Origin of the sequence: Peribacillus asahii, assembly GCF_004006295.1 — a bacterium.
GTDB lineage: Bacteria > Bacillota > Bacilli > Bacillales > DSM-1321 > Peribacillus > Peribacillus asahii_A.
Genome location: NZ_CP026095.1, coordinates 2,476,338 through 2,491,454 on the forward strand (window position 1 = coordinate 2,476,338; position 15,117 = coordinate 2,491,454).

Below are 15,117 nucleotides of genomic sequence, written 5' to 3' on the forward strand. Positions count from 1 at the left end.
CCTCCCATTAGTCTTCAGAATACTACTAGTATGTCCTCACATTTTATTTTTACAAGTTCATTTCTAAAACAATGGGACAATGATCACTGCCTAAAATATGACTATGTATATCAGCATCTATTAAATCATTTTGCAAGCGCTCTGATACGATAAAGTAATCAATACGCCAACCAATATTACGTTCACGCACTTTAGCCATATAAGACCACCACGTATACGCGCCCTCTTTGTCTGGATAAAAGTAACGGAATGTATCTAGGAAACCTGCGGCAAGCAAGTCTGTCATTTTCTCTCGTTCTGCCATTGTAAATCCTGAATTCCCAACATTCGATTTAGCATTTTTTAAGTCACACGGTTGATGAGCAACATTTAAATCCCCGCAATATACAACAGGCTTGACTGCATCAAGCTCAACTAAATACGCACGAATTTTATCTTCCCACTCTAAGCGCTCGTCCAATCGCGATAAATCTCGCTTTGCATTAAGGGCATACACATTGACCATATAAAACGTATCAAATTCTAGTGTAATAATTCTTCCTTCCGGTTCCTCTTGCTCATCACCTACACCATATTTTATCGATAAAGGTTGTTGCTTCGTGAAAATGGCTGTACCCGAGTACCCTTTCTTAAGGGCATAATTCCAATATTGATGATATCCTTCTAATTCAAGCTCGATTTGTCCCTCTTGAAGCTTTGTTTCTTGTAAACAAAAAATATCTGCATCTACTTCTTTAAAATAATCTAAAAATCCCTTCTTTACACAAGCTCGTATGCCATTTACATTCCATGAAACTAATTTCATATTTTGTCTTCTCCTTGTTGCTATCTTTTTCTTATACTATATCCGATTATGATCATGAAAACAAAAACCAAACATGGATAGAGTCTGAACTCTACCCATGTTTGGTTTAAAAAGCAGGGACCGCTGTCGTTTCAACTAAAGATTCATATAACTCAATATATGCTTTTGATGATGCATCCCAGCTATAGTCGAACCTCATCGCTCTTTCGGCAAGATTTTGCCATTTTTTCGGCTGAAAACGATATAAACCAACCGCTCTCTCAATCGTATACAGCATATCATGCGCATTATAGTTCGTGAAACTAAACCCATTTCCTTCATTTATAAACTCATTATAAGGAATGACCGTATCTCGAAGCCCACCCGTTTCTCGCACAATCGGCAATGTTCCATAACGAAGTGCGATTAATTGTCCAATGCCGCATGGTTCAAATTGAGATGGCATTAGGAATAAATCAGAACCTGCATAGATTCGTCGTGATAATTGCTCATCGAAATACGTCTGAACAGACACCTTATCCGGATACTGCGCTGCTAAATCTCGCAGTGCAGATTCATAATAGGCATCTCCTGTACCAAGTATAACAAGTTGAACATGTTGACTCATCATTTCATGAAAGACACGAAGAACTAAGTCTATTCCTTTTTGTTCAACGAGACGAGTAACCATTGAAATAACGGGTATTTCATCATTTATAGGAAGATGTAAGTCTTCTTGAAGCTTGCGTTTATTCTCCATTTTTCCTGCATATGTTTTATACGGTTTAAATAAGGAAGAATCCAGCCTTGGATTATACACTTCATAATCGACGCCATTAATAATCCCTTGCAGACGATTACTTCGTTTACGAAGAAATCCATCAAGTTGCTCACCGTAATAACCTGTTTGAATTTCTCCCGCATAACTTGGACTAACAGTTGTTAAATAATCAGAAAAAGCTAATCCCGCTTTTAAATAACTTACATTTCCATAGAATTCAAACGCGTCCATATGAAAATACAACTCACTTAAATCCAATAATTCCGATAATACTGACTTAGGAAATACTCCTTGATAGCGTAAGTTATGTATCGTAAACACTGTTTTTAAGTTACGATAAAAGGGATGATTGCTAAAATGACTTTTTAACAAAACACTAATCGGTCCAGTTTGCCAATCATGACAATGAATAATATCTGGTTTTTCTTCTAAATAAGGTAACGCTTCTAACACCGCTCTTGAAAAGAAAGCAAATCGCTCTCCATCATCAAAATATCCATAGCTACCATGTCGTTTAAAATAATATTCATTATCTAAAAAGTAGTAATTAATCCCATTATCAACCAATTTTTCAATCCCGCAAAATTGCTTTCGCCAACCTACCGGTACTTCAATACTCGTCATATAAGTTAGCTGTTGCTTATATTTAAAAGGAAGATCTTCAAACTTTGGTAAAACAACACTAACTCCTATTTGTTGTTTTTTCAGTGCTTTTGGCAGCGCTCCAATGACATCGCCTAACCCGCCTGTTTTAATATATGGGGCACATTCTGAAGCAGCAAATAATACATGCATAATAAGGCACCTCCATTAAATAACTTCCGCCTTTTTGATAACTAGTGGTTCGTTTTCTCCAACAGCCTTTTTCGCTTTCGTAATTCTTACTTCTTTATCCGCGATAACATTTTCAACAATAGCGCCCTCTTCGATTTCACCTTTTTGCATAATAATGCTATTTTTCACGATTGCTCCTTTTTTCACTTTAACCCCGCGGAATAGAATGCTGTTTTCAACTGTCCCTTCAATATCGCATCCATTAGCAACTAAAGAATTTTTCACATTTGATGACTGTCCGTACTTAGCTGGAGGCTCATGTTTAATTTTCGTAAATACACTCCATTCCTCACTAAAGAAAGATTTAAGAGTTTGAGGGTTTAAAAACTTCATATTACTAGCATGAAAACTTTCGATAGAATGAATAAATGGCAGATCCCCAGTAAAGTGATATCCTTTTACATTTAAACAATGAAGGTTAGCTTTTACCGCATCTTTTAAAAAATTATATTCTTCATTCGCTGCACACTTTTTAATCAAATCGATAAAAAGAGATTTACTAATTACATACGTTTCAAGCGAAATATGGTCGCCCGCTTGCGGTACATTAAATAAGTTAATATCGGTTACATTTCCGTCCTCATTCACTATACATTGATGATAAATTAACTTTTCAACAGCACCGTCGTAAAAATCTTTATACACAACGGTAATATCTGCTTGATTTTCTCGATGAAAAGCAAGGATTTCATTGTAATCCATTTTACATACATGATTTCCTGGTGAAATAATCACTGTATCAGCATTTACTCGTTCAAAAAAACTTAAATGATTATGAAACTGTTTCATATCACCCATACTCGATTCATGCGGCTGAATAGGAGGCAAAATAAATAATCCTCCTGAACGTCGATCTAGATTCCATTCCTTCCCTGATCCAAGGTGATCCATCAAGGATAAGTATCTTTCTTTCGGAAAAACGGCAACTAAAGAAATATCAGCATTAATAAAATTCGACATCGTAAAGTCAATAAGACGATAACGACCTCCGAAAGGAACGGATGCTATATTACGGTGAGTCGTTAATTCTTTTAAATATTGCTTCTCATTAATTAGATTAATAAGGCCTAATACATTTCCCATGACGATCGCCCCTTATCAAATATTCGTAATCTTTTTTTGGTTAGTAGAAGTAATCGTTTGACCTTCTCCTATTAAAGTAATCTTAGCTGATGGATTGGAGTTTCCAATCACAGCCCCATCTTCTATCACACAATTACTATCAATAATCGCTCTTTCAATATGAACATTATCTCCAATATGAACATTCGGCATAATGACGGAATCTTTAATAGTTGTATTATAGCCAACCTGAACATTATAGGATAAAACAGAGTGCTCCACTGTACCATAGATCATGCACCCTTCATTTGTAAGAGATTGTTTAATGACTGCCTCTTCCCCAATATAATGCGGCGGATGATTCGCGTTTCTGGCGAATACTTTCCAATCCGGATCATCTAATTGAAACTGAGGGTTTACCTCTAGAAGATCCATATGCGCTTCCCAAAGGCTTTCCACTGTTCCAACATCTTTCCAGTATCCTTCAAAATGATAGGCATATAAATGTTTTCGGTCCTCTAACATATTAGGGATAATATTTTTACCAAAGTCGTGATCCGAGGTTAAATCCCTTTCATCCTCTATTAAATAACTTCTTAGTGTTTTCCAGTTAAAGAGGTATACACCCATTGAAGCTAAGTTACTTTTCGGATATTCGGGCTTCTCATCAAATTCGGTAATTTTTTGATTGTCGTTAGTATTCATAATGCCAAAACGGCTCGCTTCTTGCCATGGTACTTGAATAACTGCAATTGTCGCTTGGGAGCGTTTTTCAATATGATAAGCGAGCATTTGACTATAATCCATTTTATAAATATGATCACCGGAAATAATTAAAACATTTTCTGGATTATATCGATCTATATATTGAATATTTTGATAGACTGCATTCGCCGTTCCTTTATACCACTCCCCACCGTCTTTCCCTTTATAAGGAGGTAGTACCGAAACGCCGCCGAAATCCGAATCCAAGTCCCATACTTTACCATTCCCGACATAGTCGTTGAGTAAATGAGGCTGATATTGCGTTAAGACACCAACCGTATCAATACCAGAATGTGTGCAATTACTTAAAGGAAAGTCAATAATTCTATATTTCCCTCCGAAAGGAACAGCTGGTTTAGCTAATCCACTTGTTAATTCTCCTAATCGAGACCCCTGTCCGCCGGCTAATAACATTGCAACCCATTTCTTTGAAGCCATTATCCCTTCACTCTCCCCTGTCTTTTTTGCGTTTGCTTCATAAAAACTGAAATAGCTAATGGTGGTACAGTTATTTCCATACTATAACGTTGATTATGATAAGGCTTCTTTTGAACAGCAATTGGCTGCCTATTACACTGACCCGTTCCACCAAAAGAAACGTCATCGCTGTTTAACACCTCGATATATTTTCCTAATGATGGAACACCGATACGGAAGTTATGATACACATCGGCTGAAAAGTTGCACACAATCAGCGCATAATCCCCTTTACGTTTGCCCTTTCTAATAAAACTAATAATACTCTGTTTATGATTATTCGGATCAATCCATTCAAACCCTTCCTGATCATGGTCAAGTCTCCATAAGCAAGACGACTGCTGATAAAAATGTTGCAAAGCACGGAAAAATCGAGCCAACTTTGTGTGTGATTCATAGTCTAATAGTAACCAATCTAATTGCTCTTCATCTTTCCATTCAATAAATTGACCGAATTCTCCGCCCATAAACAATAATTTTTTTCCTGGATGTGTGATAAAATACCCATAAAGTAAACGAAGATTCGCAAACTTTTGCCAATAGTCACCTGGCATTTTATTTAGAAGAGAACGTTTCCCATGTACAACATCGTCATGTGAAAAAGAAAGCACAAAATTTTCTGAGAAGGCATAAAATAACGAGAATGTTAAGAGGTTATGATGATAAGGTCGATGACTTATATCCAGCTTCATATACCGAAGAATATCATTGACCCAGCCCATATTCCATTTAAAATTAAAGCCTAGTCCTCCTACATCCGTTGGTGATGTAACCAGCGGCCAATCTGTCGCTTCCTCAGCCATCATTAAAGCAGTAGGATACTTATGAAATACCGCTTCATTTAATTTTTTAATAAAGGCAATCGCTTCTAAATTTTCCTCTTCGCCATACTGATTGAAGATCCGCTCTGGAAGCGGGTTATCATGATTTAAGTAAACCATCGAGGATACTGCATCAATGCGAAAGCCATCAATATGATACACATCCATCCAAAACATGGCATTAGAAATTAAAAAACTAACAACCTCTGGCTTTCTAAAATCAAAGCTATACGTTCCCCATGCCGGGCGTTCCGCTCTTCGAAAATCGATTGGTTCATATAAAGGAGTGCCATCAAATCTTCCTAAGCCATGAGCATCTTTACAAAAGTGAGCAGGAACCCAATCTAAAATGACCCCAATTTGATGTTGATGACATTGATCCACAAAATACATGAAATCCTCTGGAGTACCATACCGACTTGTGAGTGAATAATAACCAGTCAACTGATAGCCCCATGATTTATCATATGGATGTTCCATAACGGGCATGAGTTCGATATGTGTAAATCCGTTATCTACTACATATTCAATCAATTCATCAGCAAGCTCTCGATACGTATAAAACTCCCCGGTCTCCTTTTGTTTCCACGTTCCAATATGTACTTCATAAATGGACATCGGTTTATGATACACATCTTCCTTTTTTCGTTGAGCCATCCATTTGGAATCTTGCCAATTGTACGTATCTAATCGCTTAATAACTGAAGCTGTCTTGGGACGTAATTCCGAATAAAAAGCATATGGATCTGCTTTGAGAATGATATGATTACTTGGTGTATGTATTTCATATTTATACAATTCACCTTCCTTTAAGTCAGGCACGAACAGGACCCAAATTCCCGATCGTTCAATCCTTTCCATTTGATGATTCTCTCCGTTCCAATGATTAAAATCACCAACAACGGATACACCTCTAGCATGAGGAGCCCAAACGGTAAACCTTACACCTTCTTGATTCGCTTTTTTCACAAAATGTGCACCAAGCAATTTATAACTTTCATAAAGTGTTCCTTCATGAAATAAATATAAATCAGTGGGATTTATTTCATAGCAAGCATCAACAGTATTATTCAAAATTCCACCTCCATTCCTTTCTTAAATATATATTCGTTATAATTCTGTTTAATCCTTCCATATCTCTCGACTTCACCTGTAATAATTAACCATTTAATTCAACAAAATATTATATTCGACAAAATATTTACCTGTTTAGAAATTGGATACGTTGTTCATGAATATTGTTGATTTATACGTTATGTAACAGCACCCAAAAATTAAATAAAACAAATGAAAAAGCCCCTCCTATTCAACAGGAAGAGCCCGCGCTTATTTGAGTATGTTAAGTTACCTGTTCATTGCGCATATTGTCCATTTTTATTAAAAATAGATACGATAAGGAAACGGACCAGGCTAACGGGGTATTTCCATTTGGTATATTTTTGCCGCCGATATATAGTTCCGGCACTTCAAAATTAGCTGGGATAATTTTTTTCGTTTTCTCAATATATTGTTTCGCCATATTGTTCATACCTAGTTCTAAATAGCATAGCCCAAGCCATGGAAACCCAAAACACCACTCAGCTTCGCTGCCTTCATTATAATATTGATCATTTTCATAACGGATGCAGCCATAGGTTCTTTCTAATTTATTGGAGACATTTTGTACGATTTTTAAAGCGGTTTTCCGATCTACAACTCGATACGGATAAATCAGTGAAAGTAAAGCTAAGTCTGTTTCCTTTGTTTCACTTTCTCTAGGCAGCATAAATCGTAACGTTTCTTCTCCTTTTTTAATTAGTTCTTCCTGTACGTTCACAAGCATTTTGACGGCATTTAATCCTGCAACACAGGCGCCAATGCTCGATGCATGCAGCTCCATATTCTCTTCCCACATACCATTATCGATTGCTTGCCAATATTGTAAGCACTCTAAATAATCGACTAACTTCTGAACAATTTGGAGATCTCGTTCATCACGAATCACTTTTTTCCCATGACGAAAACCTTCGCCTACTCCCCATAAAAAAGCACCAATGGCATCATTTTGAGCATGCCCCCACTCAACAGGAATTTCCTTTAAATCCGTTGAGTATCTAGAATGGATATATTCAAATAAATAAATTGGTTTTTTCTCTGTATGAATATCAATCTTCCATTCATAATTACGAAATAAGTCGAACAAAGCCTGATACGCTTTCTCATAACGGTCTGAAGAATCTGTTAAAAAAGGGAGCACGGTATAAACAACATCTCTAATCCAAACATAGCTATAATCTTTAGAGAGACTGGCCGTATATGCCCCATTCGAAAGTCGCATCCGATCAAGAACTTCAATGGCCTTGTTTACATTCATTAGATAAACACCTCCGTAGCTTTTTGCTTTACTCTCAGTGTTGACAAAACCCTCATTTCTAAACATCGCCCTCTAGTTTTTAAGCGCTTTCATAAACTCAACTGCAAAACCTGCTCCCTTAACCTATATATCTGTACTGTTAGTGTATGTAAGAGCTCCTTGATTTGATAATAGTTTTAATCTATATGAAATAAAGAGCAGCCCATATTATCTGTTACTTAATATGCGCTGCCCTTTATTCGTTTAAGCTTTATCTATCTTCTTTTCAATGCAGTGTGTAACACTTTATTCTATTTAGCCTTATTATAAATTGATCAAAAGAAAAATCTTAAAATCATTAATGATATGACACCCACCAATACAGTGCCTAATAAGCTTCGTGAAAAAATCGCGACAAGAAATGTGGGTAACGCAGCTAGTAAAGATAACAGGTTATCCGATATAGCAAATTGATTGTTTGATAATAGAAGTTCTTGCGCAAGCAAAGCAGCCATAACAGCTACAGGTATATGCTTCAACCAATTAATGCCCCATTCTGGAATTTGAATACGACTTAGCAATACTAACGGTACAACTCTTGGAATAAAAGTAACAATAGCTGAGCCAACAATGACTAATAAGATATACATGTTTATCTCCATCGCTCAATCACCATCCCAATTGTAGCCGCCGCGATTGTTGCTATAATCACGCCCGCACTTCCTGGGAAAAGAAAGCTAGAAATAACAACAATCAAAACGGCACTTAAAGCAACTATAATATCAACAAAGTATTTTTTATGACTCATAATTTGTAAAATAAGGAGCCCAATAAACATCGCTGGCAAAGCAAAATCCAATCCATATTTCTCCGGTGTTGGAATCCACTGTCCGAAAAATCCACCTGCTATATTAGCAAGAACCCAATTTAGATAAGCTGTAATGTTTAATCCTAACATCCATTTATAATTTAGCTGTTTTTTATGCTGTGCATGATTAATCGCAACGCCAAATGTTTCATCCGTTAGCAAAGCGCCTGTTAGTATATTTTGCCCTATTGTTTGCTTGCGAAAATAAGGAGCTATTGCTGCACTTAATAATAAATGCCGACTATTTACAAAGAAAATGGTAAATACAATAGCTGATATCGGATGAGCAGCTGCAATCATCCCGGCCGCAATAAACTGACCAGATCCGGCATATAAAATTAAAGATATAAGGGCAATTTCAGCAATGCTTAAACCCGCTGTCTTTTCGACAACTCCCGCCGCAAAACCGATACTCAAATAGCCTAATAAAGTAGGCACACAATCTTTAACCCCTTGCCAAAAACTATCTTCTTCCTCGTAATATAATGCACTTTCGTTCATGTATTTCCCCTCCGCTGATGACCGAAAAACTTTCTGCTGTAATGTGTAGTAGTGGAACTTCCATAAGTCAATGATTATCTCTTTTGCTCCATAAGCAATCTCGTTAACCCCTGATAAATCTCCACAATCTCCTCCATCTTCATTCTGACAAGCCCACTTGATGATGGAGCAACAAAATCAATCGTCCCAGAAACCATTGGCTGTGCCTGAACACCCCAGGTCACATTTCGCTTATTTGCATATTGTTGATAAACACCTTTCCCTACAAAACAAACAATCTTCGGTTGATACTTTATAATCTTTTGTTTTAATTGTTCTCTTCCTTCTATGTATTCAGCTTTTGTAATTTCATCGGCACTTTTTGTCGGCCTAGCAACAATATTTGTAAATCCGAAACCTAGACCTAATAATGTATAATCTTCATTAGAACTATACTTTCTCGGCGTAATGCCCGCTTCAAAAAGAATACGCCAAAATCGATTATTAGGATTGGCATAGTGGTGTCCTGTTTCCGCAGAACGAAGGCTTGGATTAAAGCCGACAAATAAAATATCTAGGTTATGCTTTAGATGGTCTGAGAGTTCCTTCATCGACATGCCTCATTTCTATCGATTTAAAAAATTCTAGGAAGATGCTTCTGCCCAATTAAGCTACAAATTCTATTTTACATATTATAATAAATTTAACCACCTCTTTCTTGGGTAAATTTTACATTTCCTAGGAAATTATTTTTTAAAATATTACTATTATACACATAAAAAACAGCCATCCATTTTAGAATGACTGTTCAGTAAACATTTTGTGTTATACAAAGATTGTAAGGCTCTTCTGCTTTTCTTGTTACCAACTAGCTTTTTTCACACCTGGTAGTTGCCCTTTATGTGCAAGCTCACGAAAAACGATACGAGACATGTTGAATTTACGTAAATATCCTCTTGGTCTGCCCGTTACCGCACACCTATTATGCAATCGTGTTGGTGAAGAATCACGAGGTAATTTATTTAACGCTGCAAAATCACCTTTTTCCTTTAATTCTTTGCGAATTTCCGCATATTGTTCAACCAATTTTTGTTGTTTGATGGCTTTAGCCACTTTTGATTTTTTAGCCATATTCCTTTCCTCCTTAGCATTAATTGTAATGATTACGATTTAAATCATAAAAATATTCATTTATTTTGTTTCTCGATGCAAAGTGACTCTTTTTAATCGCGGGCAATATTTTTTAAATTCAATTCGATCTGGATTGTTCCGTTTATTTTTGGTTGTGATGTAATTACGGTCTCCCGTCTCTGTACATGCTAACGTAATTTTTACTCTCATGATAAATTTCTCCTCAATGTGATTAACTTAGTTTTGAAAAACTGGCAGTGGATCATAAAAATTGGCCCAATCTTGATTCATTTCATCATCCGTTAGCAGGCAGCTATCTAATGAATCAGTGATTTGCTTTTGATCCATTCCAATCCCAATTAGAACTAATTCAGTCATTCTGTCTCCATATATTGCATCCCAGCGTTCTAAAAGCTCAGGTTCTTCTTTGAGAACTTGCTGCTGTTCTTCTTCTGAATAAGCCGCAATCCACTCCCCTGCTTTCTCTAAAGTTAATGACGGACCAGCTTGAGAAAGCAAGGCAGCCACATTGTTTCGTGTTGCAAGCCAAAGAAATCCTTTAGCACGGACCACTTCAACTGGCCAATTTTCAATCCAGTCCATAAGACGTCCTGGATGAAATGGCTTTTTCCTTCTAAAAACAAATGATGCAATCCCGTACTCTTCTGTTTCAGGAACATGTTCTTCATTCAGTTCTTTCATCCATCCAGCACTTTGGCTTGATGTTTCAAAATCAAATAACTGGGTGTCAAGTACTTGATCCAATGAAAGCTGTGAATGAACGGTTTCAATGATATTTGCATCGGGATTTAATGCTTGAAGGACAGCCTTTAACTCAGCTAGCCGATCTTTTACGACTAAATCCGTTTTATTCAAAACAAGGACATTGGCAAATTCTATTTGGTCAATGAGGAGGTCAGCTACCTCTCTTTCATCATCATCATTTGCAGCCTGCTTTCGGTCGAGTAACGTTTCGCCTGAAGCAAAATCCTGCCAAAATCGATTTGCGTCGATAACAGTTACCATTGTGTCTAGGCGGCAAAATTTTGATAAATCGATGCCAAGGCTTTCATCTACATATGTAAATGTTTGAGCAACTGGTATCGGCTCACTAATTCCCGTTGATTCGATGACAATATAATCAATATCACCCTTGGTAGCAAGCTTCTCTACTTCAAGAATTAAATCTTCCCGAAGCGTGCAGCAAATGCAGCCGTTTTGCATTTCCACTAATGTTTCATCCGTTCTGACAAATCCGCCTTGCTTCACTATACTTGCGTCAATATTGACCTCACTCATATCGTTTACGATTACGGCCACTTTCTTATTTTCACGATTCGCAAGTATATGATTAAGTAACGTTGTTTTCCCTGAACCTAAATACCCGCTGAGTACAGTGACCGGAATTTTCTTTTGTTTCATTTCATTCCCTCCACTCCGGAATTCAAATCGTAATTATTACGATTTAATCACCTTACTATAATAAACCGTAATCATTACTATTTGCAAGTTTTTTTACAAAAAAATTATTCAATACTTGTATATTCTGATAAATATTGCTCTTTCGGCGGTTGGATTTGATTAAATGTATTCAACCGGATAACTGGAATGACTTCTCCCTTATACGTTTCTTTTCCTATCTTTCCTTGGACTTCGTACCATTGATTCGTTTTCAATTTTTCAACATCCCCTCGAAAAATAAAACCATATACACTAGCATCTGCAATACAACAAGTCATCGTTAAGCGAGCAATAGCAATTTGATTATTTGGAAAATCCGGTTCACGATAAACAAAACCTGCTAAAGAAATTTGTTTACCTTCCATATCATCTAGAAACGTATACAAATGATTAAAAACTTCGAAATAGTTTTCATCCGTTACTTGAATAGCGTCTTTTTCTAAATCATATGAACCTTCTTCCATTTTCTTTGTTGAAAAAGTACCATTTTGCAGCCCCTTATTCGCTAATGCTTGTTCACTTAGTGAAAAATCTGTCATTATAAAACCTAAAAAAAGAGGAATACCAAAAAGCAAGTAAGGATATATAACCTGTTTCTTTTTTGACGTTTCACATCCGCAGCAATCACAGCTTGAAACATGAGTTTTACCACTTTGAAATAGACATACACTAATCACACTAAACAAAACGAGCGCAATAATAGAAAAAGGAAGCATTCGATCAGCGAGAATATGACTTAAATTACCTGACACATATAACTTAAAAATCATCAAGCCGCTCGCAAGTAATAACAATGCTTCTAACTTTTTATGAAATCCAGCACCATATTTCCTCATTATAAACCTCCCATCTCTATGATGACACCAGCTAATAAGGATAAGCTAAACACAATACAAGTGACCACAATGATAAACATAAGAACAAAGCGTGGTTTAAAACAAGCAAATAGCACAAACGTATTCTTCAGATCCAGCATCGGTCCAAATACTAAAAAACCTAACATAGCTTCTGGACGAAAACTATTCACAAATGTGGCTGCAACAAAAGCATCTGCTTCAGAGCAAAGGGAAAGCAAATAAGAAAATCCCATCATCGCAGCTGTACCAAAAATCGATTGTTCACCTAGTTCAGTTAATAGAGAACGATTGAAAAATACTTGCAAGCAACTTGCGATTAAGGCCCCGATAATAAAATACTTAACGACGGAGAAAAAATCTTGAGAAAAATGCTGAATGAACTCTCTCCATCTTTCAGAAAACGAGGTTTTACTCCCTTCCATACTATGAGATAGTTCACCATAGTTATAAATCACATGTTCAACTTTTCCATTAAAAAATATTAGAGTGAAGAGACCAACTAACAAAGCTGTTATCACACATAAAAGAATTCTTCCATAAAATAGGGCAGGATGATTCGGAAAAGCATAATACGTAGAGGCAAATACAATAAAGTTTAAGATTGGAGCCGCCACTAAAAGGACCACTCCTGCATGCAACGGAACCCCTTTTTGAATAAGCCTCCTTACAACAGGAATAATCGCACATTCGCATACCGGTGTCACCAGCGCTGCAATGATAGCAAAAAAGAGAGCTTTGATCGAATTTTTTGGAATACATCTTTGAACCATTTCTTCACTAACAAATAATTGAATAAACGCTGAAGCTAGAACACCTATTAATAGAAAAGGAAGAGCTTCAAGGAAAATACTAAGAAACACCACAAATACCGAATTCCAGCGACTGGATAAGAAAGCGTTAATATCCACGATTTCTTGACCTATAAAAAAGAAAACCATCAATAATAGTGCTAAAAGAAAAAGAAATACGTTCCCTACATAACGAATAACGATAGGCAACACCTCACTTAATAGATTGATAAAGTATATACTCTTCCTTCTATTAATATGAGTAGTATGAGGATCGAATCACATTTTTTGCACTATCTCTACTTAAATTATATCTGCTTGGCATCATTTGGTTTTGAAATAAGGAGACTTCTCGCTAGATAAAAATGAAACAGCCACCTGGTGGATGGCTGTTTTTAGTCTTCAAATTAACGTTAGCTATTTCCTTGAGCCATTATTCGAGACATCAATTGGCTGTAAACTACCATTTGAGCTAAATTATTAGCTTCAGCAATATCTGCTTGTTGTTGCTGTTGTTGATTCTGGTTTTGGTTGTAATTTTGGTTTTGGTTGTAATTTTGGTTTTGATACGGGTTATAGTTTTGATATTGGTTATAGTTTTGATACGGGTTATAGTTTTGGTTTTGATATTGATTATAATTTTGATACGGGTTATAGTTTTGGTTTTGATATTGATTATAGTTTTGGTTTTGATATTGATTATAGTTTTGGTTTTGACTTTCGTTGTTGTTTTGGTTTTGATTTTCATTCTGACTTTCGTTTTGATTTTCGTTCTGACTTTCGTTTTGACTTTCGTTATTGTTCTGATTTTCTCTATTCTGTAATAATCGAGTAAGAATAGTTTCAAGCGATGATGAAATTGTCATCAGACTGAGTAAAGTGGAATTACCGAGGTTTCCTAGGCTTCCTAGTTGACTTTGTAAATTTTGGTTTTGGTCATTGTCCCCACTTTCACCTCCATTGTCCCCACTTTCACCTCCATTATTTCCATTGTTCATTTGTTGCGCAAGAACAGAGTTAAGTGCCGATGAAATCGTCATCAGGTCAAGTACATTAGTGTTTTGTATTTGGTTTTGTACATTATTCACTACATTTTGTACTTGGTTTTGTGCATCATTTACTGTATTTTGTAATGTATTTAGATTCCCTCCTACTTGTGAATTTATATTTTGAAGAATGTTGCTAAACAATGAATTCGTAGCGTTTGCCATATAATTAAACTCCCCTCAACTTAGATTCAAGGTTAGTATATTAGTGACTTGTCTTTTTGGATTGGGTATACCCACAATTTCCTATAAGTTATTCGCTTTTTTCTTATGACCTTGTTACACGGCACCATCGATTTCTAATAAAACATCTAAAATAAAGAAGCACCGCTCAAAATGTTGAACAGTGCTGCATTGAATCTTTTATCATTTAATTCTTACTTTCTCATTGCGCTCCACTTGAATCACTTTTCCATCTTGAATCACTAATGTAATCGATCCATACTTCATAGAAGCTAACATTTCTTGAAGGCGTTGAAAGATGTCAATAGATTGTTTATCTTTTTCCAAGCTAAGAAGCCCCCCTTCTTCTTTATTCAATACAAAATTCCTCTGTAATTTAGGATATCAACTACAATCAAATAACAAATACAACCTATTTGTCCTATGTCTTTACTAAGAATAATGCTT

Annotated in this window: 16 protein-coding genes; all 16 read right to left on the bottom strand. The window is 36.1% G+C overall.

What is annotated here, in order from left to right; genetic code table 11:
* Positions 1-49: 49 nt before the first annotated feature.
* The gene (locus BAOM_RS11915; RefSeq protein ID WP_127760459.1) at positions 50-805 is read right to left on the bottom strand and encodes an exodeoxyribonuclease III; all 756 of its coding nucleotides are present in this window, start codon (positions 803-805) and stop codon (positions 50-52) included.
* 106 nt (positions 806-911) lie between these two features.
* Entirely contained in the window at positions 912-2,360 is a 1,449-nt protein-coding gene (gene glgA, locus BAOM_RS11920; RefSeq protein ID WP_127760460.1) for a glycogen synthase GlgA, read from the bottom strand.
* 15 nt (positions 2,361-2,375) lie between these two features.
* The gene (gene glgD, locus BAOM_RS11925; RefSeq protein WP_127760461.1) at positions 2,376-3,482 is read right to left on the bottom strand and encodes a glucose-1-phosphate adenylyltransferase subunit GlgD; all 1,107 of its coding nucleotides are present in this window, start codon (positions 3,480-3,482) and stop codon (positions 2,376-2,378) included.
* Positions 3,483-3,497: 15 nt separating this feature from the next.
* Positions 3,498-4,664, bottom strand: a complete 1,167-nt coding sequence (locus BAOM_RS11930; RefSeq protein WP_127760462.1) for a glucose-1-phosphate adenylyltransferase — start codon at positions 4,662-4,664, stop codon at positions 3,498-3,500.
* The gene (gene glgB / locus BAOM_RS11935; RefSeq protein ID WP_127760463.1) at positions 4,664-6,598 is read right to left on the bottom strand and encodes a 1,4-alpha-glucan branching protein GlgB; all 1,935 of its coding nucleotides are present in this window, start codon (positions 6,596-6,598) and stop codon (positions 4,664-4,666) included. The genes BAOM_RS11930 and glgB overlap by 1 nt, the downstream gene beginning before the upstream one ends.
* A gap of 265 nt (positions 6,599-6,863) precedes the next feature.
* The gene (locus tag BAOM_RS11940; protein WP_127760464.1) at positions 6,864-7,877 is read right to left on the bottom strand and encodes a glycoside hydrolase family 15 protein; all 1,014 of its coding nucleotides are present in this window, start codon (positions 7,875-7,877) and stop codon (positions 6,864-6,866) included.
* 314 nt (positions 7,878-8,191) lie between these two features.
* Entirely contained in the window at positions 8,192-8,518 is a 327-nt protein-coding gene (locus tag BAOM_RS11945) for an AzlD domain-containing protein (protein ID WP_127760465.1), read from the bottom strand.
* Positions 8,509-9,225: an AzlC family ABC transporter permease gene (locus BAOM_RS11950; RefSeq protein ID WP_127760466.1), complete on the bottom strand. Its 717-nt coding sequence runs from the start codon at positions 9,223-9,225 to the stop codon at positions 8,509-8,511. The genes BAOM_RS11945 and BAOM_RS11950 overlap by 10 nt, the downstream gene beginning before the upstream one ends.
* A gap of 74 nt (positions 9,226-9,299) precedes the next feature.
* Entirely contained in the window at positions 9,300-9,815 is a 516-nt protein-coding gene (gene mug / locus BAOM_RS11955) for a G/U mismatch-specific DNA glycosylase (RefSeq protein ID WP_127760467.1), read from the bottom strand.
* A 250-nt stretch (positions 9,816-10,065) separates the two neighbouring features.
* Complete coding sequence (gene rpsN / locus BAOM_RS11960) at positions 10,066-10,335, bottom strand: 30S ribosomal protein S14 (RefSeq protein ID WP_127760121.1); 270 nt, start codon at positions 10,333-10,335, stop codon at positions 10,066-10,068.
* A 60-nt stretch (positions 10,336-10,395) separates the two neighbouring features.
* On the bottom strand, positions 10,396-10,545 hold the full coding sequence (gene rpmG, locus BAOM_RS11965) for a 50S ribosomal protein L33 (protein ID WP_127760120.1): 150 nt from the start codon (positions 10,543-10,545) through the stop codon (positions 10,396-10,398).
* Between the two features lie 27 nt (positions 10,546-10,572).
* Positions 10,573-11,757 carry a GTP-binding protein gene (locus tag BAOM_RS11970; protein WP_127760468.1) on the bottom strand — a complete coding sequence of 395 codons (1,185 nt, stop codon included), beginning with the start codon at positions 11,755-11,757 and terminating at the stop codon, positions 10,573-10,575.
* Positions 11,758-11,861: 104 nt separating this feature from the next.
* Positions 11,862-12,632, bottom strand: coding sequence for a TIGR03943 family putative permease subunit (locus BAOM_RS11975; protein ID WP_127760469.1), 771 nt, complete (start codon positions 12,630-12,632; stop codon positions 11,862-11,864).
* A complete protein-coding gene (locus tag BAOM_RS11980; protein WP_252282400.1) occupies positions 12,632-13,651 on the bottom strand; it encodes a permease in 1,020 nt (339 codons plus the stop codon). The genes BAOM_RS11975 and BAOM_RS11980 overlap by 1 nt, the downstream gene beginning before the upstream one ends.
* A 203-nt stretch (positions 13,652-13,854) precedes the next feature.
* Entirely contained in the window at positions 13,855-14,652 is a 798-nt protein-coding gene (locus BAOM_RS24400) for a hypothetical protein (RefSeq protein WP_164853206.1), read from the bottom strand.
* Between the two features lie 201 nt (positions 14,653-14,853).
* Positions 14,854-14,976: a YezD family protein gene (locus BAOM_RS11990; RefSeq protein ID WP_373995340.1), complete on the bottom strand. Its 123-nt coding sequence runs from the start codon at positions 14,974-14,976 to the stop codon at positions 14,854-14,856.
* Between the last annotated feature and the right edge of the window lie 141 nt (positions 14,977-15,117).

What these genes read in the sequence shown, in the direction of transcription:
- rpsN (WP_127760121.1), bottom strand. Translation starts at nt 10,335, where the DNA reads ATGGCTAAAAAATCAAAAGTGGCTAAAGCCATCAAACAACAAAAATTG.
- BAOM_RS11945 (WP_127760465.1), bottom strand. Translation starts at nt 8,518, where the DNA reads ATGGAGATAAACATGTATATCTTATTAGTCATTGTTGGCTCAGCTATT.
- glgD (WP_127760461.1), bottom strand. Translation starts at nt 3,482, where the DNA reads ATGGGAAATGTATTAGGCCTTATTAATCTAATTAATGAGAAGCAATAT.
- BAOM_RS11940 (WP_127760464.1), bottom strand. Translation starts at nt 7,877, where the DNA reads ATGAATGTAAACAAGGCCATTGAAGTTCTTGATCGGATGCGACTTTCG.
- BAOM_RS11915 (WP_127760459.1), bottom strand. Translation starts at nt 805, where the DNA reads ATGAAATTAGTTTCATGGAATGTAAATGGCATACGAGCTTGTGTAAAG.
- BAOM_RS11930 (WP_127760462.1), bottom strand. Translation starts at nt 4,664, where the DNA reads ATGGCTTCAAAGAAATGGGTTGCAATGTTATTAGCCGGCGGACAGGGG.
- BAOM_RS24400 (WP_164853206.1), bottom strand. Translation starts at nt 14,652, where the DNA reads ATGGCAAACGCTACGAATTCATTGTTTAGCAACATTCTTCAAAATATA.
- mug (WP_127760467.1), bottom strand. Translation starts at nt 9,815, where the DNA reads ATGAAGGAACTCTCAGACCATCTAAAGCATAACCTAGATATTTTATTT.
- BAOM_RS11950 (WP_127760466.1), bottom strand. Translation starts at nt 9,225, where the DNA reads ATGAACGAAAGTGCATTATATTACGAGGAAGAAGATAGTTTTTGGCAA.
- glgA (WP_127760460.1), bottom strand. Translation starts at nt 2,360, where the DNA reads ATGCATGTATTATTTGCTGCTTCAGAATGTGCCCCATATATTAAAACA.
- rpmG (WP_127760120.1), bottom strand. Translation starts at nt 10,545, where the DNA reads ATGAGAGTAAAAATTACGTTAGCATGTACAGAGACGGGAGACCGTAAT.
- BAOM_RS11970 (WP_127760468.1), bottom strand. Translation starts at nt 11,757, where the DNA reads ATGAAACAAAAGAAAATTCCGGTCACTGTACTCAGCGGGTATTTAGGT.
- BAOM_RS11975 (WP_127760469.1), bottom strand. Translation starts at nt 12,632, where the DNA reads ATGAGGAAATATGGTGCTGGATTTCATAAAAAGTTAGAAGCATTGTTA.